Consider the following 25971-nt stretch of genomic DNA (forward strand, 5'->3'; position numbering starts at 1 on the left):
TTCACGGACAGGGGAATGAGAAATGACGGACTTGTTGCCCGACCTGTGCGAGCGCGTGCACCGCGGTGGACCCGCCGTCACCGCGCTGAACCCGTTGGAACTGCTGTGGACGCGCAAGGCGATCGCGGGATCGCCGCTGGCCCGGCACGTCGCTTTAGTCACCGGCGGTGGCCCAGAGCCGACCGGTTGGCGGTACGACCCGCAGGCCGCGCGCGCCGAGCTGCGCGACAACCCGGCGGGCCTCGGGCCGGAGTTCGAACCGTGGAACCGCGCGTGCGGCGAAATGGTCGAGCACGCCTGCGCGTTGCTCGACGAGATCAGCCAGGTGCGGCTCGGCGGCGACGGACCGGGCCTCTGGCACACCCCGGTCGAGGTCGGCGACGACTCGGCCGGCGCGATCCTCGCCCAGGCTCGCGCGGGCGCGAACCGCGGCCGCACAACCAAGTCGAACCCGTGGGTCTGCACGAGCCCGCACTGGGCCGCGGTGCTCGACGAGCTCGGTATGGCCGGCGTCGCCTGGTTTCCCACCGTCGCACTGGGTTCGTGGTGGATGTCGCACCTCACGCGTGACTACACCGACTGGCGCGAGGACTACATCTCCGTGCTCAGCTACACGTTCTACTTCGAGTACAACCTCGACAGCGCCGAGTTCGGCAGGTCGCGCGCCGAGCGGATGCTGCATGACCTCAACCGCCTCTGGGACGTCCCAGATCTGCCTTCCGACTTGCGGGCCCGGCGCCTGCACATGGCCGCGTCAATGGCGTTCTTCGACGCCAAGCGCAAACACGAGGGCGCGGTGCGCACACGACCGACCGACGGCCTGACGGCGTGGGTGCACCGCGACCGCGACCGTTGGCGTGACTTCAAAGCGCAGGACAGCGGCGCGTGGGGGCACTACCTGTCGTTCCCCTCGGGCGAGGAGGGCCGCGACGACATGATGCTGACCGGGTTGACCAACGACTGGGTCGACCTGGGGCCGGACCTGCGCAACGACGAGTGCAACCAGAGCGTGCTGGCGCTGACCCGCGGTTCGCTCACCACATCCGCCTTGCTGCAGTGCTACGAGCGCACCGTCTGGATGATGAACGCCCAGCTCACGCCGTCTGCTGACGTGAAGCCCGATCGCTATGCGGCGTGCCTGGGCACGATCGGCACGTGCATGTGGGAGATGTCGAACCACCGGCACGACCTGTGGCGCTACTACCTGATCGGCCTGTCCTCGTGCGCCGAGGCGGTTTCGCGGAACCTGTATCGCGCCTGCCAGCTCGCCGACTGCTACACGCCGGATCTTCAACCGTGCTCACCTGTTCGGGTTTCTTCGATCACCGTGCCGCGGCGTGCTCTTTTGTATGACGTCGTCGTGGCGGACGAGCGGCACATCGGTGAAGTTCTGTTGCACAACGCCGTCTGTTCCGCGGTGGAGAGCGGCCTGCTCCCGATGAGCGTGGTCACCTACGCCTACGTGGTGCCGATGCTGGTTCGTACCGGCAAGATCACTTTTGCTGGTTTTTTGACCTATATGGACAGTGTCTACTGCTCGAACTTCGCTCTTGTCATGCGAGCCGGTCACGCATGCTCGTTCAGCGAGCCGTTCGGCCGTGGCATCGCAGCTCTCGTGTTCGAGCAGTGGTGGTGCGGCATGTACTTCGCCATCGGCCTGGGCAGCCTGATCGAGGCACAGCCGGGCAACGTGGCGAACGACCGGGCGCACTGATGGCGCCGCGCGGGTTGCCACTGCTGGGTCACGTCCTCCAACTGGCCCTGCCCAGCAGACTGCGGTTCATCCAGTCGCTGCGCACACACGGCCCGGTCGTACAGCTGCGCCTGGGCCCCCGGCGCGCGTACGTGCTGACGTCGCCGGAAGCCATGCGCCAGCTACTTCAGGTGCAGGCCAAGAAGTTCACGAAGGGCCGGCTGTTCGAGAAGTCCCGCCCGTTCATCGGCGACGGCGTCCTCACCACGGACGGCGACGTCAACCGCCGCCAGCGACGCGCGATGCAGCCGGCGTTCCACCGACCCCGAATCGCTTCTTACGCCCCACAGATGCAGGCGGTGACCGCACGCCACATCTCGACGTGGCAATCGGGTCAGGTCCTGGACGTGCAACGCGACATGCGCACGTTGGCCGGTTCGCTCATCTCCCACGTGCTGTTCTCCGACGACCTGGCGAGCGAGTTGTCCACGACCGTCGAGGAGGCGCTGCCGATCGTCCAGGCCGGCGTGAACTGGCGCGTGCTAGGCCCCGGCTCGCTGTTCGCCGGCCTGCCCACGCCGGGCAACCGCCGGTTCTCCTCCGCGTGCACCCGTCTGTGGCAAACAACCGACGACCTCATCAAGGCCTACCGTTCGTCCACTGTGGAGCGTTCGGACCTGGTCTCACTACTGATGGCGGCCCCGGACCCGCACACCGGCGGCCCGATGTCGGACACCGAGCTACGCGACGAGATCATCACCATCTTCATCGCGGGCATCGAGACGGTGGCCACCACGATGTCGTGGGCGCTGCACGTACTGTCCACCAGGGACGACATAGCACGCCGACTGGTAGACGTGCCTTACCTGCAGGCGTTCATCAACGAGGTCCTGCGGTACTACACCCCGAACGTGCTGCTGATGCGCAACACCACAGAAGCAGTGGAAATCGAGGGCACTGCTATCCCTCCGGGCGCCGAGGTCCTCTACAGCCCAGCAGCCCTGCACCGCGACCCGTCGTTGTATCCGAACCCCTCACACTTCGATCCCTCACGTTGGCTGCGGCGTGTGGACCTGCCCAAATGCGCGTTCATCCCGTTCGGCATGGGCACACACCGCTGCGTAGGCGACAACCTCGCACTGGCCGAGCTGCAAGTCGTACTCACGACGCTGGTCGCCCAATGGCGTTTCGTTCCGATCACCAAGGTCCGCGAGGTAGCGGCCATCCTCGTCCACCCCTCACCGGGTTTCGCACTGCGTCTGCAGGAGAGGTCATGACGATTCCGCTAGCCCCCAAGGCATTACCGCTGGCGGGCCACGCCATGTCCCTGTTCACCGACCCACTGGGATTCCTGCGCTCGCTGCCTTCCTGTGGTGACCTGGTCCGAATCCGCATCGGCCCGGTAGAGGCCATCGTGATCTGCGATCCGGACCTACTACGCGGCGTCCTGCTGGACGACCGCACGTTCGACCGCGAGGGCCCCATCATCGACGCCGTCCGCGAAGCCGTAGGCGGCGGCATCACCACCGCCCCGCACCGCACCCACCGCCGCCTGCGCAAACTCGCGCAGCCCGCGTTCCACCGCAACCGCATGCCGGGCTACGCCGCCGCCATGACCGCGGAGATCGATGCTGTGACGGCCAGTTGGCGCTCCGGCCAGGTACTCGACGTGCCGACCGAGCTGCTGAACCTGACGATGACGATCATCGCCCGCACGATGTTCTCGGGCTCCCTGCCCGCTGTTGTCGTAAATCAGGCCGTCGAGGATCTGACGACCTTGCTCCGGGGCATGTACCGCAGAACGCTCAGCCCGCCGTGGCTGAACAGGCTCCCCATCCCGGCCAACCGCCGCCACGTCGCCGCCCGTACCCGGATGGAACGCACCATCGCTTCCGTGATCGCTTCCCGGCGGGCCAGCGGTTCTTGTCCGGATGATCTGCTTTCGGCCCTGATCACGGCCCGCGACTCCACTGATGCGTTGACCGATCTCGAGCTTCAGGAGCAGGTGCTGACGTTCTTCGTGTCGGGCTCGGAGACTTCGTCCAACATCATGAGCTGGGCGCTGCACCTGCTGTCTCTATCCCCTGCTCTCGCTGCGCGTGTTCGTGCCGAAGTCGACGCGGTGTTGTCCGGTCCGGCCACGCTGGACGATCTGGCGTCGTTGGAGCTGACGAACCGGGTCATTCTTGAGGTGCTGCGGCTCTATCCGCCGGCCTGGATCCTCAACCGGGTCGTCTCGGCCGACACTTCTTTGGGCGGCCACTCGATTCCCGCCGGCACGACCCTCGTTTACAGCCCATATCTCATCCACCACCGGGCCGATCTCTATCCGTCGCCGTCGCGGTTCGACCCGGACCGGTGGCTTGCCGCTCCGCCGCACCCGTTGACGTTCGTGCCGTTCGGGGGTGGGGCTCGGAAGTGCATCGGGGACCAGTTCGGGGTTGTTGAGGCGACTTTGGTGCTGGCTACCGTGATGCGGCGGTGGGAGTTGGAGCCGGTGGGGCGGGCGGTACGGCCTAGCGCCGCGCTGACGCTGCGGCCCGTTGGTCTGCGAATGCGGCTGAAGCAGCGGTAGACCCGTCGATCACCTATGCGCGGCCTTCGGCGTGCCACGCCGATGTGCCTCGGGCGTGAGGTGACATCCGGTCATAACACCCAGCACGGTGTTGACCGCCGTGCCGAAAGTGATCTGTGCGCCGTCCGGCTTGTCGTAGACGACCTCGTGATCACCTTGTCGCTTCACGATGATCACTGGACTCTTGTGAAAGCCGTAGCCTTCCGCGACCTCCCCGACGATCGCTTCAGCGCGTGGCCACTGGTCGTCTGGCAAGTTGCCTTTCGAAGTCCAACTCGGCAGGTGACGATTCTCGGCATCGTCCAACACGTTGTACTCGTCGCCGCATCCAGCACCACTGCCCTCGCTCATCTGCTCCCACGCGCGGCCGAACTCGGCCGTGAGCCGCTCCCTGATCTTGGTGGTCATCTCCGTGTACGAAGCCACCGCCTGCTCGATGTCGGGCCTCTGCAACACCTTCGCGAAGACCTCGTCCACATCAGAACCTCCACAAGCGGAAACCGTCACGAGCAACGCGACGACCGCTGCTCGCACCGAGTTCCCGCGCCCCCGAACGTTGGTCATCAGCGCCAGCCCCCGTTCCCGATCACTTCACCCATGGCACATGATCGACTATGACGGCCGGTGACCAAGTTCGTGCGTGGCCGATACGGCCGGTCACGACGCACCACCCAGGCGAGTGACCTTCATTGCCTGACCACCCGCACGGGCGTTCACTGCTGGCGCGGCGGCGTTCACCCGACGTGAGGAGCGAACGATGTCACGTATCGCCTCGATTGCCAGCGCCGCCATCCTGATCGCCGCGACCCTGGTCACGACAGCACCGGCCGCCCAAGCCGCCGTCGCCGACGAGACCGTCGTGCAATACGACGAAAACGACTCCCCGGTGGCGTTCAACAACTTCAACCTCAACAACGACCAGGACGGCATCCTGTTCGACGCGCCGGGCGCGACGCATTTCACCTTCACCAACCTGGGCACGGGCGAGGTCGAGTACGCGCAAGGTGTGTCCACCGGCTCCGGCTCCGAGCGCCTCTGCACGGTGACCAGTTCGTTCGCCGATGAGCCGCTCCTGGTACCGATCAACGTCCAGCGCGGCGGACAGGACGACTGCGTCAGGTTCAGGATCAAGTGACCTCACACGGTCACCTTGTCCCTGCTGCCGACTAGCGGGCTTCATTGCTGCGTTTGGCGGATGTTTGCTCGGCGTTTGCCTGAAAACGTTTCAAGGTGGGTTTAGGGGACATTACCGCGGAAGCGGTACGCGCAGCGTTGCATGAGCACGACCAGGTAGGGGCCGAGGAGTTCTGCGGCCGGTACGGATTCGATCGGTTCCGCAATCATCTGATCGCCGACGACGGCCGCCGGTATGGGACACGGGTGATCGCCGCGGCCGCGTACGGCCACCTACCTGGTCGCGCACCACTGTCACCGGATGACGTCGCCGACGAAGACCTGGTGAACCAGACCCTCACGGGTCTGGGATTTGAGGTCAGGGAACAGCGGCCTCCGAAGTGGACCCGTGAAGAGTTGATTTTGGCGTGCTCCCTGCTGTTCGCCAACAACCGGGTGGCGCAACGGGTCACCGACCGGCCGGTGCAGGACCTCGCGTTGTTCCTGCAGCAGCTACCGTTCCACGCCCCACAAGATCGTGGCTTGAACTTCCGATCCGTCAACAGCGTGCAACGCAAGCTGTTCGATCTGATGACCAGATTGCCGGGCTACACAAAGAAGAAGACCCGCGGCGGAACCCTCGACGAACAAATCCTGACCGAGTTCCTCGCTGACGAGGACGGCATGCACAAGCAGGCCGCCGCAATCCGCGCGGAACACACACCGAAGGCGTGGGCGCTGTTTTCTGCCGACGGTGACCGCAAGTACGGCGGTAACAACGGCTACCCGGATGTGCTGGGTTCCAGCTACGTCTACGACAACAAGGTCGGTAACTCCAAGCGGCTCCGCAAAGGCCACGTGATCGTGGTCCGCAACGACGAAGACGCACTCGGTATTGCCCGCGTCAGCCGCATCGAGGAGCAGGATGGGGTGCCCAAGCTACAGCGAGGCTGCCCCAAGCCCGACTGTGGTTCGAAGTTCGATGAACGCAGCAAGCAGCGCCCGAAGTACCGGTGCCGTAAGGATGACTGCCACTTCGAGTTCGACGAGCCGGCCGAAAAGACCGTGGAGGTGACCCAGTACGTCGCCTACTACGGCGGAACGTGGCGGGCACTGGATGGGGCGATCACCGCCGAGGAACTCAAACAAGCATGCACCGACGGAGCCGTGCAGAACGCTATCCGTCCCTTGGATGTCGGCAAGCTCGAAGCCATGCTCGAGCGCGTGGCCGTGCAGCTACCCCCTGAGCTGACCGAGACCAGCACTACCGCGAAGGTGGAGTCCACCCGCCGCAAAGTGACCGACCAGGACGAGCCCGCCACCAGTGATCAAGACAGCGACGGCCGCACCGATGGGCAGGCGCCCACGGGTGGGCGGCGTGAAGTCAGAACCAAAGCCCGCATTGGCCAGAAGCCGTTCCGGAAGGAGCTGATCAAACGCTACGGACACGTCTGTGCTGTCACCGGCCGCGCTCCGGCTGAGGTGCTGCAGGCAGCCCACCTGCGGGACTTCGCCGAACACGAGTCCCACAACCTTGACGAAGGTGTGCTGCTACGCGCCGATGTGCACCTGCTGTTCGACAACAACCTGCTGGCAGTCGACCCCACCACCTGGAAGGTGGTTCTCGCCCCGTCACTGGCTGACTACCCCGACTACACCAAACTGAATGGTGCCGACTTCGCCAAAGGCCCCTGCCCGAAAGCGATCACCGATCACTTCCTGGCCGTCACCGCCACCTGGACGTAGCACGGCCTGTCAGCGCGGCACGTCATTGAGCAGCTCGGCCACCCGAAGATGTCGACTCCCCAAGGCACTCACATGGATCGCTGGGGGCCGCGGGCGGCGAACGCGCGAGACCGGATTAAGTGGTCCGGGAACCAAGTGAGAAAGTGTGGGGGTGATCAAGAGCGTCGTTTGGTTACCCCAACGACGTTCATGTTTGCAGGGCAGATGGGCTCGAACCCACGACCTGACAGATTCTAACTACCCAAAAGTTACACCGCTAAAACGACAAGCTGCGAACAGCAGAAGGCCGAGGGGGATATTCAGGGACATCGGTCGCAACATTGGGCATCAGTCTATAGAAAGAACCACGCACACCTAGCAGCTTGATCAGCTCAGGCGAGTGACGAGAACAGATGATCGACATCTCCATCATCATCCGATCCGTCCCAGCCTCCGCCTCGCCACTCGCCATTGTCGTCCTCATCCGGATACCGCTTTTCGAGCTCGGCCGCGTGACGTTCAACCTCGTTCAGGTAACTTTCGACATCGTCGTCGTAAACGTCAAATCGGCGCAATGCAGCCTTCAATTCGTCGAGTTCGTAGGTCAGACTGTCGAGGTCGTCGAAATCTGTTAGCCACTGAAGCTCGTCTTTAACAAACTCCAAGAACTCATCGCGCACCCAACCTTCATCACCCTTGCCATCTTCGTCGAGCGCCAGCTCGAGATCTCGAAGCCTCACATAGTCGTGCGCAACTTTCAAATTGGCCGAAAACCAGCGGCGCGCTGCATCGACAAGAACGAGCCCTTGCTTGTCGCCGGTAAATACTGCCACATTGCCGCTAATTAGGTTCAGCGCCCAATGCCTGTCACCCTTTCCATTCTTCCAACGCGGAATGAGGCGCCGGCAAACTTCTTGACGAACGTTCCACAGCACAGAGGGCGACCGTTGTTTCGCGATACTCAATGCTATGACAGCGACCCGCTCAAGTGAATCCGACCCGTTTGGAAAACCACTCCAGTCCTTGCCGCTTTCAGCACCGCTTGCGATTACGCGAACCATCGCGTCAAGAAGAGCTTGCGGAGAACGCTTGAACTCGGACACCATCTCGGGGAGAAACAGCTCGCCTCTACGCACGCCATCCGCTTGAACGAACTTCCACAACGTAACTACTTGCGCCGACAACGACGCCCCCTCCACGAACGAAGGAAATATAAAAGCGTTGTCGCGAAGATATCGAAATAGGTAATCGGCGATACCTGGGTTTGCAAACCCAACCATGCGTTGACCATCTCGATTCTCAAACACGTTAATAAATGCGCCATCAAGCAACGTCAGGCCGTTCTGTATCTCCTCCATAGCAGTTGATCCGCCTCGGACTTGATCTCGATAGTACTTCACAGCCGAACGATAACGACCAAGTTCCGACTGCGAATCCAGCGTAAGTAAAACAATAAGCATATCACGAGCAATCTCGCTTAGCTGCTGCGTGAATATATGCCCCCACAGGTCGGTCGGGTTATTAAGGCTCCTCATCATGAATTCAACAAACATACGCCCGGCATCGTCACCACCGTTTGCGATAGCAGAATCGATAATAAGGCGAACTAGCCTAGGGTTGTAGTTGTGATGCGTAATTACCTTTCTGTAAGCCCGACCTTCCAGAAGTGCCTTTCTGGCATCAGCACCCAACTCCGAGAAGTAGATGTGGTTGTACAGTATGTGCGCTCGATGAAACTCACTGTATGACGACAGATCGACAATAAGCTTTGAGTAGTTGATCACCGGTTCACGAAGCAACTCGTAGGTCTGACGGGCAGCAGACAGGATATACTCGCGAGTCGTCATGATCAGGTAGTGGTTAGAACTTCCTTTCACACGGTTAATTAGCGCAAGCAGGCGCGCATCTCCGTTTATCCCAAACTTGTGAGCGAGCGAGTTCTTCCCCAAAAAGTCATCGTACAGAAAGAACTGCTTCTCGCCGCTCCGCCACATCGCGTCTGCTTCGCGAGCGTCCTCGCTTACCCAGATCGGACGATAGCCTTCTTCAATCAAGTTCAATGCGATCATCTCTGCGAGCGTAGTTTTACCCACCCCAGGCGGCCCGCTAATAATACATACCCTACCGTCGTCAAGGATGCTTTGAGCTTTAGCCAAGGCGCGCCCTTGAACGTAATACTTACGCCTGGATTCAATACCCACCAAGAGGTCCTGCGCATGAACAAAGAGGTCATTATGCAGAAGTAACTCAAGCACCGCAACGCTAGTTAGGTACAGCTTGTAGTTACTGCGCTCTACACCTGGATGTTCGTTGAGCAGCATGTCGATGTCATCACATCCGAGAACATGCTCAGGGACCAGCCTCTGCGGGACAAAGAGAGCTGCGGCCTTTTCTTTTCCGCCAGGGGATAAGCAAGCACTTGTCGCAAGCCAATACTCACCCCAGCGCTTGTCTCTAATTTTCGAGGCTTCCCGAGCAAGGGATGAAGAAATTCCAGACCAGCTTTTACCTGGCGAATGCTTACATTGAACTACAATTTCAACCTTCTTCTCAGTTCTGAGCAGGCGAACGTCAATACCGCCATCAGCGCCTGCCGGAAACGACTCAAGTCGCTGCTTCCACTCCGCACCCAAGAGATCCCTGATCAAACATTCAAAGTCGTAAGGAGAGAGCTCCTGATAGTTGCGGCGCGGCATGTACACTCCATGCAAGTGATCGTTTTACCTTGCCAGAACACTCCATGCCAGGTTCCATAGCCCAACGTCTACCATGCAACCGTTCTTGCAGGAGTTTATTCACAGACTAGACTTGCCTCGTGACGGAGCATCCGAGGAATTTAGGTGGAAGGTCCACGACAAGAGGACCATCTACAATAAAAGGGCGGTCAAGGTTGAGCCACCGGGCGGAAACAAGTTCGAACATCATATTTTTCGGCTCGATCATGTGACAGTTGCACATCGGCAGCGGCACCGCCGACGCCCATCAAGTCCCAGCACGCCGACGGATCGAACTGCCGGAACCGCTAGCATCCGTTGTGGATTATCTCGCCGACTACCTCGACGCGAAGCCGGCCGCGCCGCGCCACATGGTGGATAACGCGGCGCAGCGGCTGCTCAACCACTACGTGAACCGGTTGACGACGAACATCACGAGGACCGCTCTCCACCGCAAGGTCGAGGCTCGCAGCTTCGACTGGCATCGAGCAACCGGACAGCTTCGTGACGACACAACTACGAAGCAAGAACGATGCGATTGTGAGCACGGCGTCCCGTGTTCCACGCACGCACAATGAGGGCGTAGCACTGTGCCGTGCGACCGCCCGTGCCGCTCTGTTGAGTGCCACCGGCCGTGGCCAAGGCGATCACATTGTTGTACCACCTGTAGGCGTTACCCTGAGCCTCGATCTTGCGAGCCAGTTCTCGATCATTGATGTCGTCGCCGTGACGTCCGAGGAACTGTCCGATGCCCGAGAGCAGCATCCCGTCCCACGTTTTGTCGCTTCGCCCCCATGCCTCCTCAGCAACAGTCAACGTTCGGTCAAGGATCGACGCCCCGTACTTCTCAGTGATGCGAAGGACACCAGCCACGGCACCGACGGTGTTCGTCGAAGTGCTACCCATCTGAAGCTTGTGGGCAACCAGAACCGCTTCTGTGTCAAGGAAAAGAGGGAGTTCGGCAGTCAAGCCGATGCGGTACTCATCATGAGCGCTAGGGCGGCTGGATTCGCGATTCTTGAACAAGAACAGTGTGGCCTCGTCGGCTTCGGACAAACCATGATGAACCTCGGCGTCCATCTCTGTTGCGCCAGCGAGGCGAGCACCTTCAGTACGAGTCTGGCCGTCCACGATGTAGTCCGTGCCATCGACGCGGCGAGAAATCACGATGGTTCCGGCCGCCTCAGGGACCCACTCAACGGCGATAGTTGCAGCACGACGACGGTTCAGAGTTCGTTGAGCGTTGCGATCGACCTTCAGGTCTGCAATCTTGACCCGCTCATGCGTCACACGGTGCGGGGTCAAGGTATAGGAGTACTTCGACAAGGCAAAAGCCTCGACTCTCTGCGCTTTGGGGGGCGGCCGTGTGGCCTGGGATGCGCGGAGAGGACCCTCTCATATGGAAGCCGCCCGTGTCACGACAATTTGACATAGGATTTTTGAATGGGAGTCGCCGTCGGCGACCTACCCGATTGGACGCCCTGTCTCCAGGACTGGCCCGCTCGTCTAGTACTAGGCCGACGGGTTCCTCCGTCCACTTTGTACGATCGCCGATTTCCCAGGCTCACTTGTGTCCCTTGTGGACAATGCTGACAACGAGCTCTAGCTTCACAGGCGAGCTCTAGCCAGAGTACGAAGGCTTCCGCCTTGACATACCAAAGCTTGGCTGCCGCTCCAGACACAGCCGCATGAGCGGACCGCCCCGGCCGACATGCGCCCATCGGACTCGTCGACATCCGGATGTATGTTAACCACCGGTGCGAGGCCGCCTGAATATCATCGACTCGATCTTCGTTGCAGCGCTTGAAGTTGAGAAGCCGAAGTGGCGCGCTTGCAAGTTAACAGAGGCCACGTCGGCCACAGCTAGCCACCGCTGAAGGCGTGAGGCAGAGCCCGTAGGCTAGCGGTCCTGAGGGGTCACACTTTTGCCCAGATTCCCCACGTCGTCGCACTTCTTGCACTTCACGCGGATGCCGCTCTCGCCGATCACCATGCCGCCGTTGCAGCCGCACACACCCATTTTGACTGGCAGGCCTGGTGGGGCAGGTGGGGCTCGAACCCACGACCTGACGGATTATGAGTCCGCTGCTCTGACCAGCTGAGCTACTGCCCCCTCGCAGCCAGCACAACCGTACTGCTGCGGTGTGGAGGATACCGATCACGCCGAACGGCCCTTGCGCGGGTCCGTGAGGCCCACCACATAGGCTGCGGGCGTGCGTTTGACCCTTCGCGATCTCGAGCCTGCGGACGAGCCACGGGTGTTGCGGCTGTTCGCGGAATGCGACGACTGGTTTCAGGCGGCGACCGGGCACCTGTCGGGGCCGGGGGACGTGCAGAGCCTGTACTACTCGCTGCCCGAGGGGGCCGACTTCGAGCAGAAGCGGCTGCTCGTGGCTGAGGCGCAGGGCGGGATGATCGGGTTCGTCGACCTCCTGCTGCACTACCCCGACGAGCGCAGTGCCGCGATCGGGTGTTTTCTCGTGCCGAGAGAGCTCCGGCGGTGGGGTATCGGGACGGAGATCGCGAACCAGCTGAAGAAGAAGTACCCCGACATCACCAGGGTCACGGCGAGCATCACGGACGACTGGAAACCTGGCACGGAGTTCCTCAAGAAGCAGGGGTTTCAGTTGGACGGGAAGCGGGCCGTGCTGGAGATCGCGCCCAGGTCGGACGGCCGGTAGCCGGACGGGTAGCCGGGGTACGTCCGGTTCTTCGCGGTGGTCAGGCGGAGACGACGCCGCGGCGGTAGGTAGCGGACGACAAAGGCCCGGAGTCGTAGGCCGGAGCGCATCAGACGGCCAACCCACGAGGGCGCCGGGGTGAAGCCGAACGCGGTCAGCATCTGGGGATCCAGCAGTGAGCGGGCCGCGCAAGCGGTCCACGAACGTGGCACCGGGCGGTACCACGAGCAGAACAGGTCTAGCGTGTACTGGCCGATGAGCGCATTGGACTCGGCGTACACGAAATTGGAACGTTCGTAGGCACCCTTGAACGCCAGGAAGTCCTCATAGGACGAAGGGATGTCGCGGATGCCCATCCGCGTGCCCACCGCCCGGTAGTAGTGGAACGCCGCCAGCTGCTCGTGGGATGACAGCGGCCGCCAGCCGTACAACGAGAGCCACGCGATGGGGTCGTAGATGAACGTGGACAGCACGTAGAGCATGTCGTCGTTGCTGATCTGGTACTGGCCGTGCGAGCGGTTGACCACGCGCAGCGCCTCGCGGCCACGGACCGAGTCGTAGCCGTGCTCGAGGACCTCGGCCATCAGGAACGCCGTGTCGTCGTAGCGCTTCTGGGGCCGGCGCTCGAACTCGCCGGTCCGGGCCAGCAGGCGGGAGATCGACGGCACGCAGTAGGTGCGGAACAGAGCGAACTCGAGTGCTCGTGTGTAGTCCCACGGGAACTCGAGACCGGCGGAGATGCGCAGGATCTCCTCGTGGTCGACAACGGGGTCGAGCGCGAGGATGCGGCGAAGGTGGCGGCGGGGCATGTAACCAAAGTGACGCGCCCCACAGGAAAACAAAAGACCCCGACCGCATGACCACCGGCGGCCGAGCGAAGCAAGGCCGAACCGGGGGTCCGGGGGCGGAGCCCCCGGCTGGGGCGTGGGGGCTTGGCCCCCACAAAACACCGAAACGAAAGGCGGCGAGTGCTCGTGGAGAGCACTCGCCGCCTTTCGTTTCGCGCTCCCCCAGCTGGACTCGAACCAGCAACCCTGCGATTAACAGTCGCATGCTCTGCCAATTGAGCTATGGGGGAATGTTCATTTGTGTCACTGTCAGGCTTGGCTCGTCCTGACAGTGGGTAACTCTAGCGCATGCCGGAAACGGGTTCTGTAGGGACCCCCCTAGTAGGGGCAGGATGAACCCTGACCAGGCACGACGAAGGGAGACCGGGAGATGAAGGGCATCTTGATCGGCGCGGCCATCGGCTACGTGCTCGGCGCCAAGGCCGGTCGGGAGCGGTACGACCAGATCGTTCGGGCCTACCACAGGATTGTGGAAAGTCCGGCGGTGCGTAAGGCGGCGGGGACCGCCAAGGACAAGGTGGCCGACACCATCCCGTGGATGCACCAGCACAACGGGCAGGAGCGGCGGGATCCGGTCATTCCGTCGGCGTGACGGGGTCGCCCACCGAGATCACGGCTGGTCGCAGCACTTTCGCGTAGACGCCGAACTTGGGTGCCGCGCGCAGGTACGAGCCGATCATCACGCAACGGACGGCGGGGCCGACTACAGCCAGTTCAGCCTCGCCGACGATCAGTCTGCGGCCGATCCACCCGTCCTCGACCCTCGCGGAACCCGGTGCGTCTACGACCAGGTTCGGCCGGAAGATCGCCCAGTCCGGTGCGGAGATCCAGCGCAGCGACGCCGTGGTGACGAGGTGGATCGGCTGGTCGTCCATGTGAGGGATGTCGCCCTCCGGGGCGACGGTGACCGGTTGGTCCACAACGGACGACACGGCGGCGTCGAGCGGGGCGCCCAGGGGCAGCGTCACGCCTGACGGGAGCGTTACCAGCGGGGCGCCGCCGGCCATGCGCGCGGACATCTCCTGCAGGCGCGGCATGCGCACGAAACGGCGCGTGGTCTTGCCCGAACCGAAGCGGCTCGCCGGGGTGCGCAACGCCCAGTAGCGGTCGTGCACCACGCCGCGCTGGTCGAGCTCGACAGAGGCGAGATCCTCGCCCAGCAACGACTTCACCGGATACCTGGCGCACGCGACGACCCTCATCGGATGTGCGCCACGACGAAGATGCGGCGGAACGGGAACCACGTCGTGCCGTCTGGGCGCATGGGGTAGGCCTCGCGCAGCAACGGCGCCAGCGCGCCAAGGAAGTCTTTCCACTCGGCATCGTCGAGCGCGGCCCGCACGGGCCGCAGGGCGGTGCCCTTGATCCATTCGAGCACGGGGTCGGGGCCGGACAGCCGTTGCACGTAGGTGGTTTCCCAGGCGTCGACCTCGTGCGACGACAACAGGTCGGCGTACTCGACCGGCGACAGCACCGGCGAGTCGCGGGCCAGCTCGGGCACCAGCGACCGCACCAGGGCGTGCGACTGGCCGTCGAAGTTGCCCGGCACCTGCATCGCCAGCCAGGCGCCCGGCGACAAAGCAGACGCCCACGACGCCAGCAGAGCAGGGTGCGACGGAACCCACTGCAGGACCGCGTTGGTGACGAGCACGTCCGTGTCCGGCTTGGGCTGCCACGTCGTGACGTCGTCGACGACAGCGGGGACGCCCGCGGCGACCGCCGCGGACACCATCTCCGGCGACGAGTCGAAGGCCTCGACCACCGCGGAGGGCCAGCGAAGAGACAAAGCCGAGGTCAGGTGGCCCGGCCCGCAGCCGGCGTCGACCACACGGCGTGGCGACGTGGCACCCACGCGGGCGATCAGCTCGTAGAACGGCCGCGAGCGGTGGTCGGCGAACGCAAGGTACTTCCCCGGATCCCACATGCGACTAACAGTACACGCGTACTGCTAGCGCGACGAGGACAGTTTCGCGGCGACCGATGCCGCGATCGAACTGACCAGGTCCATCGACGTTCCGGGATCGGGGCGGGCCTGCAGCACGATGCCGCGGCCTGGGACCTTGCGCTGCAGGAACCACACGCCGCCACCGGGCAGGTCCTGGCGGTGCCGCGACCTGATCGAACCGGTCACGCGCTCGTGCACGACCTGCGGGATGCGGCCGGGGTCAGGGAGCACGAACCGTTGCGGCGGCTGGTCTTCCAGCAGGTCGACACCGGACACCGTTGAGACGACAGTGGCCTCGACGACGGTCAGGGCGCCGCCGCTCCACGTCGCCTTGCTGATCAGGTGCCACCCCACGCGCCGGCTGTCGGGCAGCCACAGGCCCAGCGGGGTGGCGACCACCAACCCCGAAAAAGCCAGCACGTGTTCGTCAGCTTCCAGCGTCCCGGCGAAGTCGGGGGGCAGTTTGCGCCACCACCTGAGCACCTACAGTCCTCCAACCGCCTGCGAGCCGAGCGCCTTGTGGTACTCCTCCAGGGCGACGAGGTCGCCGAACAGGGCCCGGTACTCGTCGGGTTCCTGCACCGGGGAGATGCGCTGCAGCCGCGACTTGATGTCCGTGATCTGGTTGCCGACGAGCAGTTGCTGCAGCCGGGACAGCACCGAGGAGACGTAGCGGAACTCGTCACCCTCTTTGACCTGCAGCGCTTCCACGGACAGTTCAGAGAGGACGGTCCGCACGGACTGGTGCGCGCAGCGCTGCGAGACGGCATCCACAAAGGACGATCCGGAGAGGCCGGCGGACGCGCCACCGGCCGCGCGGATCGCCTGGTGCAGCTCCAGGTACGCGGGGTGCGTGAACGCCTCGTCCGGCAGCTGGTCGTAGTACGGGCCGGCGATCTCGGGCAGCTGCAGCGCGGACTTCAGCGCCTCCCGCTGGTGCCACAGGCGCGGGTCGCGCGGGTCCGGGCGTGACGGGCCGTCGACCTCGATGCCCAGGGCACCCTGGTTCGGGTCGACCACGGGACGCGGTGCGCGCGGGGCCTTGCCGCCCGAGGTCTCGCGGACGCGGCGCACGACGGCGGCCTCGTCCGGCCAGCCGACCCACCACGCCAGCTTGGTCGCGTAACCGTCCCGCTTGGCGCGGTCCTTGATCTGCGCGACGAACGGGACCATCTTCTTCAACGCCTCGACGCGGCCGTCGACCGAGTCGAGGTCGTAGCTCTGCAGCTGCGTGCGGATGGCGAACTCGATCAACGGGGTGCGCCGGGCGACCAGGTCGCGTACCGCGACCTCGCCCTTGGCCTGGCGCAGCTCGCACGGGTCCATGCCGTCCGGCGCGATCGCGATGTAGGTCTGCGCGGAGAACTGCTGTTCGCCCTCGAACGCCTTCAGCGCGGCCTTCTGCCCCGCCGCGTCGCCGTCGAAGGTGAAGATCACCTCGCCGTTCAGGTCGTCGTCGATCAACAGCCTGCGCAGCACGTTCATGTGCTCCGTGCCGAACGCCGTGCCGCACGACGCGACGGCGGTCATGACGCCGGACAGGTGCATCGCCATCACGTCGGTGTAACCCTCGACGACGACGGCCTGGCGCCGTTTGGCGATCTCCCGCTTGGCGAGGTCGAGGCCGAACAGCACCTGCGACTTCTTGTAGATCGGGCTCTCGCTGGTGTTCAGGTACTTCGCCTGGATCGGGTCGTCGTCGAAGATCCGGCGCGCGCCGAACCCGACGACGTCGCCGCTCAGCTCCCGGATCGGCCACAGCAGCCTGCGGTGGAACCGGTCGATGGGGCCCTGACGGCCCTCCTTGGTGAGCTGCGCCTTGATCAGCTCGGTGAGCTCGAAACCACGGTTCAGCAGGTGCTTGGTCAGCTTGTCCCAGCCACCGGGCGCGAAGCCGCAGCCGAACGTCCGCGCGGCGGCCTCGTCGAACCCGCGCTCGGCGAGGAACTCGCGGGCCTGCAACGCCTCCGGGGAGGACAGCTGCTCGGCGTAGAACTCCTGCGCCGCCTTGTGCGCCTCGAGCAGCCGCGAGCGGGTGCCGCGGTCACGCTGGACCGACGCGCCGCCGCCCTCGTAGGTGAGCTGGATGCCCGCGCGGTCGGCCAGCCGCTCGACGGCCTCGACGAAGCCGAGGTGCTCGATCTTCATCACGAACGCGATGACGTCGCCGCCCTCGCCGCAGCCGAAGCAGTGGAACGTGCCGTGCGTCGGCCGCACGTTGAACGAGGGGGTCTTCTCGTCGTGGAAGGGGCACAGCCCCTTCAACGCGCCGCCACCAGCGGACCGCAGCGACACGTGGTCGCCCACGACCTCGTCGATCCGGCTGCGGTCCCGCACCAGCGCGATGTCGCTTTCCCGGATACGTCCTGCCACGGACCTGAGTCTATAGCTGGCAAACTGGGGGTCGTGACCGCCGCCGCCTTGTTCACCGAGCACCGCTCTCACCTGATCGGTGTGGCCTACCGGCTCACGGGCAGCGTCGCGGACGCCGAGGACGCGGTGCAGGAGGCGTGGTTCAGGTTCACCTCCGCCCAGGGCATCAAGGACGCGCGCGCCTGGCTGACGACCGTGGTCAGCCGCATCTGCCTGGACCGGCTGCGCTCGGCGGCCGTGCGTCGCGAGACCTACGTCGGGTCCTGGCTGCCGGAGCCGTTGATCACCAGCGACGACGACCCGCTCGAGGCCGTCGTGCGCGACGACGGCGTGCGGATGGCGGCGCTGGTCGTGCTCGACCGGCTGACGCCCGAGCAGCGCGTGGCGTTCGTGCTGCACGACGCGTTCTCCGTGCCGTTCGACGAGATCGCGGACGTGCTGACCGTCTCCACCGCCGCGGCGCGCCAGCACGCGTCACGTGCGCGCAAGGCCGTCGCGGAGGCCGACCCGCCGCCGCGAGCCGCCCTCGACGAGCAGCGCGAGGTGCTGGAGAAGTTCATCGCCGCGGTGTCCGCCGGCGACCTGAACGCCGTCATCGAGCTGCTGCACCCGGACGCGGTCGTGGTCGGCGACGGCGGCGGCAAGGTCCGCACCACGGTGAACGTCGTCACCGGCGCGGACAAGGTCGCCCGGTTCATCTTCGGCCTGGTCCGCAAGTACCACGGCGTGCCGCAGGCGACGCCCGCGATGGTCAACGGCGACCTGGGCCTGCTCTACCCCGAACAGGGGGAGGTCGCCGCCCGCGTCACGACGTTCGCGGTGCGCGACGGCAAGGTCGTCGCGATCTACGACCACGCGAATCCGGACAAAATCGGACATGTCAGATTCTGACAACATTCGGAGGCCGAACGGCCGATCGTTCATAACCGAACGACGTACATTGGTCTCAACATCAAGTCTCTAAGGTCATAGTCGGCCGCCTTGTTACACCCCTGATAACCCTGCCGTCGGGTGGAACACGGAGAAAACCGAACATGACCGAAGAGAACCCGTCCCGCCGCGCGTTCATCGCGACCGGCGCGGCGGCCGTCGCACTGACGGCCGTGAGCTCGCCGATCGCCCAGAGCAAGCCGCTGGTCCTCACGCCGCAGTGCGTGGATGACGACGACACCCCGTCCAACATCGAAGGTCCCTACTTCAAGCGCAACTCCCCCGAACGCACCAACCTCCGCACCGCCGGCGTCACCGGTGTCGTGCTGAGCCTGACCGGATTCGTCTACACCCTGAAGTGCCAGCCGATCTCGCACGCCCTGCTCGATTTCTGGCAGGCCGACGACAAAGGCGCTTACGACAATTCCAGCCCGGCCTACAAGATGCGTGGACACCAGTTCACCAACGCCTCCGGCGCCTATGTGCTGGAGACCGTGGTGCCGAAGGACTATCCCGGCCGCACGCCGCACATCCACGTCAAGGTGCAGGCGCCCCACGGCCCGATCCTCACCACGCAGCTGTTCTTCCCGGACAACCTCAAGGCCTACGGCATGAACGTCGCGGCGCTGAACCGCCGCGACCGCTTCATCGACCGTGACTGCGAGGTCGCGCTCGGCCCGCTGGTGGGCAACCGCTACACCGCGAAGTTCGACTTCGTGATCGACACCTGATCACCGGAGGAGCCCAGATAGGGCTGGCACAACACGAGCGCGTTGGCCAGCAGTGACCCGTCGACGTTCCCGCCGGACAGCACGGCCACCGTGTTGCCCGGCGGGATCTCGTCGCGGTGGAACAGGAACGCGGCGGTGCTCACCGCACCGCTGGGTTCCGCCACGAGCCGGTCGCGGGTCGCGAGCGTCCCCACGGCCCGCAGGATCTCCTCCTCGGTGACCGTGATGACGCCGTCGACCAATCGCTCGATGTGCGGCCACGTCGCGGGCGCGGTGGTCGGCGCGCGCAGTGCGTCCGCGATGGTCCGGCCGGTGGCGGCGTGCGACCACTCGACGCGCCTGCCCTCCCGCAGGCTCTGCGCGGTGTCGGCCGCGAGGATCGGTTCGACGCCGATGACCGAAGCGTTGGGTTGCAAGGCTTTCACGGCCGCGGCGACGCCGGCGAGCAAGCCGCCGCCGGACACCGGGACCAGCACGGCCGCGAGGTCGGGAATCTCGTCGGCGATCTCCAGCCCGATCGTGCCCTGCCCGGCGATCACCGCGCGGTCGTCGGACGGTGGCACCAGCACGAGGCCTTCCTCGTCGCGCAAGGATTCGGCGACCTGCCGGAGGTCCGCGCGCGGGACGGACGCGGCACGGGCGCCCAGTGCGCCGATCGCGTCGATCTTGACCGCCGGCGCGTCGTCGGGGACGACGACCGTGGCGCTGGTTCCCGCGAGCTGGGCGGCCAGCGCGACCGCGTGGCCGTGGTTGCCCGACGAGTAGGTCACCACGCCGCGCAGCAGTTCGGGTTCGGAGAGGCCGAGCACCGCGTTGACCGCGCCGCGCACCTTGCAGGAACCGGTGCGCTGCAGGCTTTCCGGTTTGATCCACAGCGTTCTGGACGCGGGCGCCCAGTCGGCCCGGAGCAGCCGCGGGTGCAGCACGTGGTCCGCGATCCGCATCGCGGCGACGCGCACATCGTCGAGCGAGACGAGGTCCGCGCTCACTTTTCTCGCATCCACCGAATACGGTGGCGGAGTCACAGTCACTCCGCCACCATCAACCAACAGTTGATTCAGATCAACCCCCAGATGATCTGACGAAGCGGACAGTACCGCAGGTCGTTCGGACCCTGTCAACCGTTAGTCGACTCACAGCGTCTCAATTCGACTGGCAGTTGAAACCCGATAGGCTCGGCTCCGGACTGGAGGTGTGCCTTGCCTGAAACGGAATCGTCGCTGGCCGAGCGTCTGGACGCGTTGTTCCGCACCAGCCGGCCGGGCAACCGCCGCTGGACCAACGACGAGGTCGCCGAGGCCGTCAAGAAGGCCAACCCGGAGCTGCGCGTCAGCGGGGCCTACCTGTCCGCGCTGCGCACCGGCAAACGTGTGCGCCCGTCCGCGGAGCTGCAGGTGGCGCTGGCGAAGTTCTTCGGCGTCTCGCCCGCCTACTTCTTCGACCCCGACAGCGCGAGCCAGGTCGAGGCCGAGCTGGCCGCACTCGACGAGCTGAGCCAGGCGGGTGTCCGCGGCATCGCGCTGCGAGCGGTCGGTCTGCCCAAGGACAGCCTCGACACGATCACCGCCGTGCTCGACCAGATCCGCAAGCAGCAGGGGTTGCCGCCCGTGCGGGACGACGGGTGAGGATGCGCGACTGGTTCGCCGCCCGGCGCAAGCGCAGGCACCTGCGGGACTTGCGCCGCAGTTGCACCGCCCGCCTGGGCGAGCTCGACCTCGACCACGTCTCCAGCGTGGTCACGCTGTGCGAGAAGCTCAGCAGGCAGCGCGGGCGGCCCATCCACCTGATCCCCGCCGAGCTGAAGTCGGACCACCCCTGCGGCATGTGGATCGCGCTGGAGGGCGTGGACTTCATCGTCTACGAGGCGAACACCAGCAAGCCCCACCAGGAGCACATCATCGCCCACGAACTCGCGCACATGATCTGCTGCCACCGCGGCGGTGCCGCGCTGGACGAGGCGAGCGCGCGCCTGCTGTTCCCGAACCTCGACCCGCGGCTCGTCCAGGACATGCTCCGCCGGACCGGCTACTCCGACGAGCAGGAGCAGGAGGCCGAACTGCTGGCGACCCTGTTGCTGCAGCAGATCACGGCCGCGCAGCACGCGCCCACGGAGGCGATGTCCGTGGTGCGGCGCATCAAGAACTCGCTTTCCTGACATGGTCCCGAAAAAATGACCTCAGCGAAGAACATCCTGTTCGTCTCGTGCGCCGTGCTGTGGTGGATCGCGCTGGCGATCACGCTGACCGGCTTCCGCAAGAAGTCGGCCAACCCCGCGTACCGTGCGCTGCTGGTGGCGTTCGCGTCGAAGGGCATCGCCCTCACACTGGCGCACTCCGCGCTGTTGTCCGGCATCTCCCGGTGGTCCGGGGTGGCGAACCTGGGGATCCTGCTGCAGCACCTGTTCGGCGGCATCGTCTTCACCGCCGCGGTGCTCGTGATCCTCGTGTTCTGGTCCTACCCACCGGAGCGGGCGCGGCGGATGGCGCGGGTGCGCGTCGCGGCCTGCGCGGGCGCGGCCGTGGTGCTGATCCTGTTGTGGGCCATCACGTCGTCGAACCTCACCGGCCGCACGGTCGACTACCTGGTGCAGACGTCGAGCCGCCCGGTCGGCGCGGCGTACCTGCTCGTCTACACCGCGGCGATGGGCATCGGCCTGGTCGAGATCGCGCGCCTGTGCTGGGGTAGCGCTCGCACGACGCGGGAACCGTGGCTGCGACTGGGACTGCAGCTCACCACCATCGGTTCGGCGATCTACCTGATCCACCCGCTCAACCGGGCGGTCTCCGTCATCGCCAAGAAGATGGGCCTCAACCCGCTGGACTGGGAGCCGCTGTCGCTGACCGCCATCGGCGTAGGCACCGTGCTGCTGGTGGTCGGGCTGACGATCCCGGCGTGGGGGCAGTGGCTGCAGGACTACCGGTCGTACCGCCGGATCCGCCCGCTGTGGCTCGCGCTGTACGCGAAGGTTCCGGGTATCGCGCTGGAGCCGCTCGGTTCGCCGTGGGGCGACCTGCGCTACCGGCTGTACCGGATGGTGATCGAGATCCGCGACGGCTGGCGGGCGCTGCGCCCGGCACTGGATCCGGAGGTCGCCTCGCGCGCCGAGGAACAGGGCCGCGCGGCCGGTCGCGACGGCGTGTCGCTGCGCGCTTATGTTGAGGCAGAACAGCTCAAGGCCGCACTGGCGGGCGGGGCGCGTTCGGCAACGCCGGTCGACGCGACCGCCGCCCACCTCGGTGACGACTTCACCGCGGAACTCTCCTGGCTCACCTCCGTCGCCAAGGAATTCCGCTAGCGAACGTGACGTTCAGGGACATAGATGTCCTCAAACGTCACGTTCGCTAGCCGATCGCGCGGACTCGGGTTAGGCGGTCCAGCCAGATTTGGGTGCGCTCTGGGGTGGCGGCGAACTGGGTGAGTAGCTCGGGGTCCGGGGTGGGGGCGGTGCGCGGCACCGGCAGGTAGCCGTCCACCGGGCGGAAGGAGTCGGTGACCACGTCACCCTGCAACAGGCTGAGGGTGCCCAGGCCGCACGCGAAGTCCAACTCCGGCAACGCCCCGGCGAGCGCGAGCTGCGCGGCCAGCCCGACGCTGGTCTCCAGCGCGGACGACACGACGCACGGCAACCCCGTCGCCTCCGCGACCTCGAGCGCCCTGCGCACCCCGCCGAGCGGCGTGCACTTGATCACGGCGACGTCGGCCGCACCCGCCACGGCGGCGGTCTTCGGGTCCGGCGCCAGGCGGATCGCCTCGTCGGCCGCGATCCGCACGTCGGTCTTCCGGCGGACCTCGGCCAGCTCGTCGATCGTGCGGCACGGCTGTTCCACGTACTGCAGACCACCCGCGGCCTTGTTCAGCTGCGTGATCCACGAGACCGCGGTGTCGACGTCCCACACGGCGTTGGCGTCGACCCTGATGTGCCCGTCCGGCCCGAGCGCGTCGCGCACGGCTTCCAGCCGTTCGAGGTCCTCGTGCAACGAGTCGGCGTGGTCGGCCACCTTCACCTTGGCCGTCTGACACCCCGAGCTCGTCACGATCTGATGCGCGCGGTCCGGGCCGACGACGGGCACCGTGCAGTTGATCGGAATCCGGTCGCGGACCGGCTCCGGCCACCCCTCGGTGCACTGCTCGACGGTGGTCTTCAGCCACCGGGCCGAGATCTCGTCGTCGTAGTCGTCGAAGGGGCAGAACTCACCCCAGCCCTTCGGTCCCTCGATCAGCACACCCTCGCGCACCGTGATGCCGCGAAAGCGCGTCTTCATCGGAATCGCGTACACCCGCGCCTGGTCGAAATCCACTACCGCATGCTATCCAGGTTGTTTGGGGCCACGGCGCAGGCTGTGAGGAATCCCTGATCCGTGATGCCGAACGCCGTGTTGAACCGGGCCCGCGAGTTCTCCAGCGCGATCAGATACGTGAGTTCGACGAGCTTCTTGCGGCCCAAGCCGGTCTCGAGTTGGTGGATGAGGTCGTCGGTGACCGTCGGCGGTGTGGCGGTCATCGCGTCCGCCAGTTTGAGGGCCAGACGTTCGGTGTCGGTGTACTTGTCCGAGGTCGCGTAGTCGTCGATCTCCTTGAGCCGGTCGATGTCCAGGCCGGCGTGTTTCTGCAGCATGGCGCCGAAGTCGATGCACCACTCGCAGCCCAGCCGCACCGCGGTCCGGTACTGGACCAGTTCGCCCAAGGCTCCCGTGGTGTTCGGGGTCATGAGCTCGTGGGTCGCGCTGGCCATCAACAGTTTTGGGTGGTGGGCGGCGACCGTCATCGGTTCCGGAACCGCGCCGAACTTCTTCTTCGCGAACCAGTACAGGAGCTTGAGCAGCGGGTTCGCGTTCTTTGGTGGTACTCCGTCGATCCTTGGCATGACCTGTTGACGGGAGGGGCTCCGGAAATGTGACACCTTTGGGTGACTGGGTTGGCTTAGGCCGAATGCCTAGGGTCCATCAGCATGAGCAACGACCTCGTGCTGGAGATCGACCACGAGTCGGCAGGACTGCTCGCCGGAACCCTGCTGGCGGGCGACTCGTGTGCCGTTCCGGTGCGCCATCAGAACGTCAAGCTGCTGCTTTGTGCGCTGCCCGGAGAGAACGGGATGAAGCTCTACCTGCGGCGCAACAGCACCTGACATCCGGGCCAGTCGTCCCCGCGCGACTGGCCACAAGGGACAGATCACGGACAGCCCGTCACCGTGCCACCCAAGTTGTTGGTGGTGCAGGTGTCACTGCCAGAACCGCCATCCACCACGCCGTACGGCTTGACGAGCACCGGCGTCGGGACGAGCAGGATCACGGGTCCGCGGATGACGTCGTCATCGGCACCGCCGAGCACTTCGCCCTCCAGGGCCGAGGTGCCCTTGACCTCGGCGACGATCAGCGTGTCGGAGCCGCCCGCGCCGTCCACCACGCCCGAGTCGACCTTGCCGACCTCGATGGTGTCGTCGCCCGTCCAACCGGTCACGTCAGCGCGCACTCCGCTGCACGCCGTGACCTCGCCGATCTTGAGCGTGTCGTCGCCGGGGCTGCCGCCGACGCGGCCGCACGCCGTGCCGACCTTCACCGTGTCGTTGTCGCGGCCGCCGTCGACGTTGCTGCCGATGCTGGACGTTCCGACCTCGATCAGGTCGGTGTCCTCGTCGCCGAACAACTGACCGTCGACGTTGTCCAGGTACAGCTCGTCGTCGCCGCCGTTGCCCTGCACGATGATGCCGGCGGCGACATTGTCGGCCGTGATCTTGTCGTTGCCGGGGCCGCCCTCGACGTGGGCGACGAAGCCGCCGCCGATGACCAGGAGGACGTCGTTGCCTTCGGCCAGGTTCATCGAATCGACAATGTCGCCGTAACAGACAATGTTGTCATTACCGCTCGTCGGCGCGGCGTTGCAGTTGTTCGCCGCGTGCGCCGGCAGCGCCATGCCCGCCGGTAAGAAAATTGCACTGAGAAGCGCGAGAATTCTGGATCTCCACCCGAACATCAAAGCCTCCAAGACATGCGAAAGACACGGGTTGACCAGGACATTCGCCGCCGAGGCAAGGCTACGCGGGCGTTATGCCACCACGAGCCAGAATCACCCGAACGCGGGATATCGGAAAAGCTAATCTCGCCGGTCGTACTCGGCGAGATAATTCATGAGCATTTCTCGTGATCCTTCATTGTGCAACGCGAGACCGTGTAGCCGGTCGAATATGAGCTGCGCTCGCTGAACCGTTTCGGCGTCGGTGGCGAGCACGAAGTTGGCCAGATAGACCACGGGCGGGTCGTGCAGGTACTGGATCATCGTGTAGTCGAGGCCGAACGCCGCGGAACCACCAGCGGACGCCGGCACGACGCGGATCACGTCGGCCCGGAAGAGCAGGTGCAGCATCTGCTCCTCCATCAGCCGGTCGTCGCCGACGCGGGTGCGCAGGGCGTACTCGTGGATGAAGAAGTCGCACTTGGCGACCACGGTGCGGCGGTCCAGTTCGGGCGCGGGGGCTAGGCCGAGCTGGTGGGCCAGGGCGGCCGCGTACTCCTCGGTGCGCAGCAGTACGGGGATGGTGACGCCGCTGAAGCAGGTGATCCTGACGGCGCCCGCCTCCGCGAGCACGAGGAACTGATCGGCGCCGTGCGTCGTCATGGAGGAACGGTAAGGCGATGATCAAGAACTT

The 25971-nt window shown here is 65.1% G+C and carries 26 protein-coding genes and 2 tRNA genes; 13 read left to right on the forward strand and 15 right to left on the reverse strand.

The window, feature by feature from the left end; genetic code table 11:
* The first annotated feature begins 22 nt into the window (after nt 1-22).
* The 3 genes from QSK35_RS30370 to QSK35_RS30380 are packed head-to-tail and all read left to right on the forward strand — an operon-like array spanning nt 23 to nt 4268.
* Entirely contained in the window at nt 23-1714 is a 1692-nt protein-coding gene (locus QSK35_RS30370; RefSeq protein WP_285750995.1) for a hypothetical protein, read from the forward strand.
* Complete coding sequence (locus tag QSK35_RS30375; protein WP_285750996.1) at nt 1714-2970, forward strand: cytochrome P450; 1257 nt, start codon at nt 1714-1716, stop codon at nt 2968-2970. The genes QSK35_RS30370 and QSK35_RS30375 overlap by 1 nt, the downstream gene beginning before the upstream one ends.
* Complete coding sequence (locus tag QSK35_RS30380) at nt 2967-4268, forward strand: cytochrome P450 (RefSeq protein WP_285750997.1); 1302 nt, start codon at nt 2967-2969, stop codon at nt 4266-4268. The genes QSK35_RS30375 and QSK35_RS30380 overlap by 4 nt, the downstream gene beginning before the upstream one ends.
* Nucleotides 4269-4277: 9 nt before the next feature.
* Here the strand turns inward: QSK35_RS30380 and QSK35_RS30385 are convergent, their stop codons facing one another.
* Nucleotides 4278-4745 (reverse strand): LppA family lipoprotein, encoded by a 468-nt coding sequence (locus QSK35_RS30385; RefSeq protein ID WP_285750998.1) that lies wholly within the window; start codon nt 4743-4745, stop codon nt 4278-4280.
* Nucleotides 4746-5025: 280 nt separating this feature from the next.
* Between QSK35_RS30385 and QSK35_RS30390 the strand changes: the two genes are divergently transcribed.
* Nucleotides 5026-5403: a hypothetical protein gene (locus QSK35_RS30390; protein ID WP_285750999.1), complete on the forward strand. Its 378-nt coding sequence runs from the start codon at nt 5026-5028 to the stop codon at nt 5401-5403.
* Nucleotides 5404-5498: 95 nt separating this feature from the next.
* A complete protein-coding gene (locus tag QSK35_RS30395; protein ID WP_285751000.1) occupies nt 5499-7127 on the forward strand; it encodes an HNH endonuclease in 1629 nt (542 codons plus the stop codon).
* Nucleotides 7128-7498: 371 nt separating this feature from the next.
* Here the strand turns inward: QSK35_RS30395 and QSK35_RS30400 are convergent, their stop codons facing one another.
* The 3 genes from QSK35_RS30400 to QSK35_RS30410 form a co-directional block, all read right to left on the reverse strand.
* On the reverse strand, nt 7499-9802 hold the full coding sequence (locus QSK35_RS30400) for an nSTAND3 domain-containing NTPase (protein WP_285751001.1): 2304 nt from the start codon (nt 9800-9802) through the stop codon (nt 7499-7501).
* 534 nt (nt 9803-10336) lie between these two features.
* Nucleotides 10337-11146 carry a DUF6551 family protein gene (locus tag QSK35_RS30405; protein WP_285751002.1) on the reverse strand — a complete coding sequence of 270 codons (810 nt, stop codon included), beginning with the start codon at nt 11144-11146 and terminating at the stop codon, nt 10337-10339.
* Nucleotides 11147-11855: 709 nt separating this feature from the next.
* Nucleotides 11856-11933 (reverse strand) — tRNA-Ile (locus QSK35_RS30410).
* Nucleotides 11934-12033: 100 nt separating this feature from the next.
* On the opposite strand from QSK35_RS30410, the gene QSK35_RS30415 reads away from it, so the two are divergent.
* A complete protein-coding gene (locus QSK35_RS30415; RefSeq protein ID WP_285751003.1) occupies nt 12034-12501 on the forward strand; it encodes a GNAT family N-acetyltransferase in 468 nt (155 codons plus the stop codon).
* Here the strand turns inward: QSK35_RS30415 and QSK35_RS30420 are convergent.
* Nucleotides 12444-13310, reverse strand: coding sequence for an oxygenase MpaB family protein (locus QSK35_RS30420; RefSeq protein WP_285751004.1), 867 nt, complete (start codon nt 13308-13310; stop codon nt 12444-12446). The genes QSK35_RS30415 and QSK35_RS30420 overlap by 58 nt on opposite strands.
* A gap of 196 nt (nt 13311-13506) precedes the next feature.
* Nucleotides 13507-13579: transfer RNA gene (locus tag QSK35_RS30425), tRNA-Asn, on the reverse strand.
* A gap of 140 nt (nt 13580-13719) precedes the next feature.
* Between QSK35_RS30425 and QSK35_RS30430 the strand changes: the two genes are divergently transcribed.
* Nucleotides 13720-13941 (forward strand): YtxH domain-containing protein, encoded by a 222-nt coding sequence (locus QSK35_RS30430; protein WP_285751005.1) that lies wholly within the window; start codon nt 13720-13722, stop codon nt 13939-13941.
* Here QSK35_RS30430 and QSK35_RS30435 read toward each other — a convergent pair.
* Genes QSK35_RS30435 through dnaG form a run of 4 tightly spaced genes read right to left on the reverse strand, consistent with a single transcriptional unit; the run spans nt 13925 to nt 17667 of the window.
* Nucleotides 13925-14551, reverse strand: coding sequence for an MOSC domain-containing protein (locus QSK35_RS30435; protein WP_285751006.1), 627 nt, complete (start codon nt 14549-14551; stop codon nt 13925-13927). The two genes, QSK35_RS30430 and QSK35_RS30435, sit on opposite strands and share 17 nt — an antisense overlap.
* Complete coding sequence (locus QSK35_RS30440; RefSeq protein ID WP_285751007.1) at nt 14548-15273, reverse strand: trans-aconitate 2-methyltransferase; 726 nt, start codon at nt 15271-15273, stop codon at nt 14548-14550. The genes QSK35_RS30435 and QSK35_RS30440 overlap by 4 nt, the downstream gene beginning before the upstream one ends.
* Before the next feature lie 24 nt (nt 15274-15297).
* A complete protein-coding gene (locus QSK35_RS30445) occupies nt 15298-15777 on the reverse strand; it encodes a hypothetical protein (RefSeq protein ID WP_285751008.1) in 480 nt (159 codons plus the stop codon).
* A complete protein-coding gene (gene dnaG, locus QSK35_RS30450; protein ID WP_285751009.1) occupies nt 15778-17667 on the reverse strand; it encodes a DNA primase in 1890 nt (629 codons plus the stop codon).
* Between the two features lie 24 nt (nt 17668-17691).
* On the opposite strand from dnaG, the gene QSK35_RS30455 reads away from it, so the two are divergent.
* Together QSK35_RS30455 and QSK35_RS30460 are read left to right on the forward strand one after the other, a co-directional pair.
* Nucleotides 17692-18558, forward strand: coding sequence for a sigma-70 family RNA polymerase sigma factor (locus QSK35_RS30455; RefSeq protein ID WP_502881742.1), 867 nt, complete (start codon nt 17692-17694; stop codon nt 18556-18558).
* Between the two features lie 143 nt (nt 18559-18701).
* Nucleotides 18702-19328 carry a dioxygenase family protein gene (locus QSK35_RS30460; protein ID WP_285751011.1) on the forward strand — a complete coding sequence of 209 codons (627 nt, stop codon included), beginning with the start codon at nt 18702-18704 and terminating at the stop codon, nt 19326-19328.
* On the opposite strand, the gene QSK35_RS30465 is transcribed toward QSK35_RS30460, so the two are convergent.
* Entirely contained in the window at nt 19292-20317 is a 1026-nt protein-coding gene (locus QSK35_RS30465) for a threonine ammonia-lyase (protein ID WP_352244161.1), read from the reverse strand. The genes QSK35_RS30460 and QSK35_RS30465 overlap by 37 nt on opposite strands.
* A gap of 210 nt (nt 20318-20527) precedes the next feature.
* Here QSK35_RS30465 and QSK35_RS30470 point away from each other — a divergent pair, with 210 nt between their 5' ends.
* The 3 genes from QSK35_RS30470 to QSK35_RS30480 are packed head-to-tail and all read left to right on the forward strand — an operon-like array spanning nt 20528 to nt 22623.
* Nucleotides 20528-20953 (forward strand): helix-turn-helix domain-containing protein, encoded by a 426-nt coding sequence (locus QSK35_RS30470; protein WP_285751012.1) that lies wholly within the window; start codon nt 20528-20530, stop codon nt 20951-20953.
* Between the two features lie 2 nt (nt 20954-20955).
* Entirely contained in the window at nt 20956-21483 is a 528-nt protein-coding gene (locus QSK35_RS30475) for a toxin (RefSeq protein WP_285751013.1), read from the forward strand.
* Between the two features lie 15 nt (nt 21484-21498).
* Nucleotides 21499-22623: an MAB_1171c family putative transporter gene (locus QSK35_RS30480; RefSeq protein ID WP_285751014.1), complete on the forward strand. Its 1125-nt coding sequence runs from the start codon at nt 21499-21501 to the stop codon at nt 22621-22623.
* A 46-nt stretch (nt 22624-22669) separates the two neighbouring features.
* On the opposite strand, the gene QSK35_RS30485 is transcribed toward QSK35_RS30480, so the two are convergent.
* The gene (locus QSK35_RS30485; protein WP_285751015.1) at nt 22670-23626 is read right to left on the reverse strand and encodes an o-succinylbenzoate synthase; all 957 of its coding nucleotides are present in this window, start codon (nt 23624-23626) and stop codon (nt 22670-22672) included.
* Entirely contained in the window at nt 23626-24192 is a 567-nt protein-coding gene (locus QSK35_RS30490; protein WP_285751016.1) for a carboxymuconolactone decarboxylase family protein, read from the reverse strand. Before QSK35_RS30490 ends, QSK35_RS30485 begins: the two co-directional genes overlap by 1 nt.
* Nucleotides 24193-24276: 84 nt before the next feature.
* On the opposite strand from QSK35_RS30490, the gene QSK35_RS30495 reads away from it, so the two are divergent.
* Nucleotides 24277-24453 carry a hypothetical protein gene (locus QSK35_RS30495; protein WP_285751017.1) on the forward strand — a complete coding sequence of 59 codons (177 nt, stop codon included), beginning with the start codon at nt 24277-24279 and terminating at the stop codon, nt 24451-24453.
* A gap of 44 nt (nt 24454-24497) precedes the next feature.
* On the opposite strand, the gene QSK35_RS30500 is transcribed toward QSK35_RS30495, so the two are convergent.
* Nucleotides 24498-25145: a hypothetical protein gene (locus QSK35_RS30500; RefSeq protein WP_285751018.1), complete on the reverse strand. Its 648-nt coding sequence runs from the start codon at nt 25143-25145 to the stop codon at nt 24498-24500.
* A gap of 273 nt (nt 25146-25418) precedes the next feature.
* A complete protein-coding gene (locus QSK35_RS30505) occupies nt 25419-25940 on the reverse strand; it encodes a DUF5753 domain-containing protein (RefSeq protein WP_285751019.1) in 522 nt (173 codons plus the stop codon).
* Nucleotides 25941-25971: the final 31 nt, after the last annotated feature.

The sequence above is a fragment of the Lentzea sp. NBRC 105346 genome (assembly GCF_030269605.1).
Lineage (GTDB): Bacteria > Actinomycetota > Actinomycetes > Mycobacteriales > Pseudonocardiaceae > Lentzea.

Coding starts and splice junctions, on each gene's coding strand:
- QSK35_RS30375 (WP_285750996.1), top strand. CDS start 1,714: ATGGCGCCGCGCGGGTTGCCACTGCTGGGTCACGTCCTCCAACTGGCC.
- QSK35_RS30505 (WP_285751019.1), bottom strand. CDS start 25,940: ATGACGACGCACGGCGCCGATCAGTTCCTCGTGCTCGCGGAGGCGGGC.
- QSK35_RS30480 (WP_285751014.1), top strand. CDS start 21,499: ATGACCTCAGCGAAGAACATCCTGTTCGTCTCGTGCGCCGTGCTGTGG.
- QSK35_RS30430 (WP_285751005.1), top strand. CDS start 13,720: ATGAAGGGCATCTTGATCGGCGCGGCCATCGGCTACGTGCTCGGCGCC.
- QSK35_RS30400 (WP_285751001.1), bottom strand. CDS start 9,802: ATGCCGCGCCGCAACTATCAGGAGCTCTCTCCTTACGACTTTGAATGT.
- QSK35_RS30370 (WP_285750995.1), top strand. CDS start 23: ATGACGGACTTGTTGCCCGACCTGTGCGAGCGCGTGCACCGCGGTGGA.
- QSK35_RS30440 (WP_285751007.1), bottom strand. CDS start 15,273: ATGTGGGATCCGGGGAAGTACCTTGCGTTCGCCGACCACCGCTCGCGG.
- QSK35_RS30435 (WP_285751006.1), bottom strand. CDS start 14,551: ATGAGGGTCGTCGCGTGCGCCAGGTATCCGGTGAAGTCGTTGCTGGGC.
- QSK35_RS30490 (WP_285751016.1), bottom strand. CDS start 24,192: ATGCCAAGGATCGACGGAGTACCACCAAAGAACGCGAACCCGCTGCTC.
- QSK35_RS30495 (WP_285751017.1), top strand. CDS start 24,277: ATGAGCAACGACCTCGTGCTGGAGATCGACCACGAGTCGGCAGGACTG.
- QSK35_RS30475 (WP_285751013.1), top strand. CDS start 20,956: ATGCGCGACTGGTTCGCCGCCCGGCGCAAGCGCAGGCACCTGCGGGAC.
- QSK35_RS30500 (WP_285751018.1), bottom strand. CDS start 25,145: ATGAACCTGGCCGAAGGCAACGACGTCCTCCTGGTCATCGGCGGCGGC.
- QSK35_RS30380 (WP_285750997.1), top strand. CDS start 2,967: ATGACGATTCCGCTAGCCCCCAAGGCATTACCGCTGGCGGGCCACGCC.
- QSK35_RS30390 (WP_285750999.1), top strand. CDS start 5,026: ATGTCACGTATCGCCTCGATTGCCAGCGCCGCCATCCTGATCGCCGCG.
- QSK35_RS30420 (WP_285751004.1), bottom strand. CDS start 13,310: ATGCCCCGCCGCCACCTTCGCCGCATCCTCGCGCTCGACCCCGTTGTC.
- QSK35_RS30460 (WP_285751011.1), top strand. CDS start 18,702: ATGACCGAAGAGAACCCGTCCCGCCGCGCGTTCATCGCGACCGGCGCG.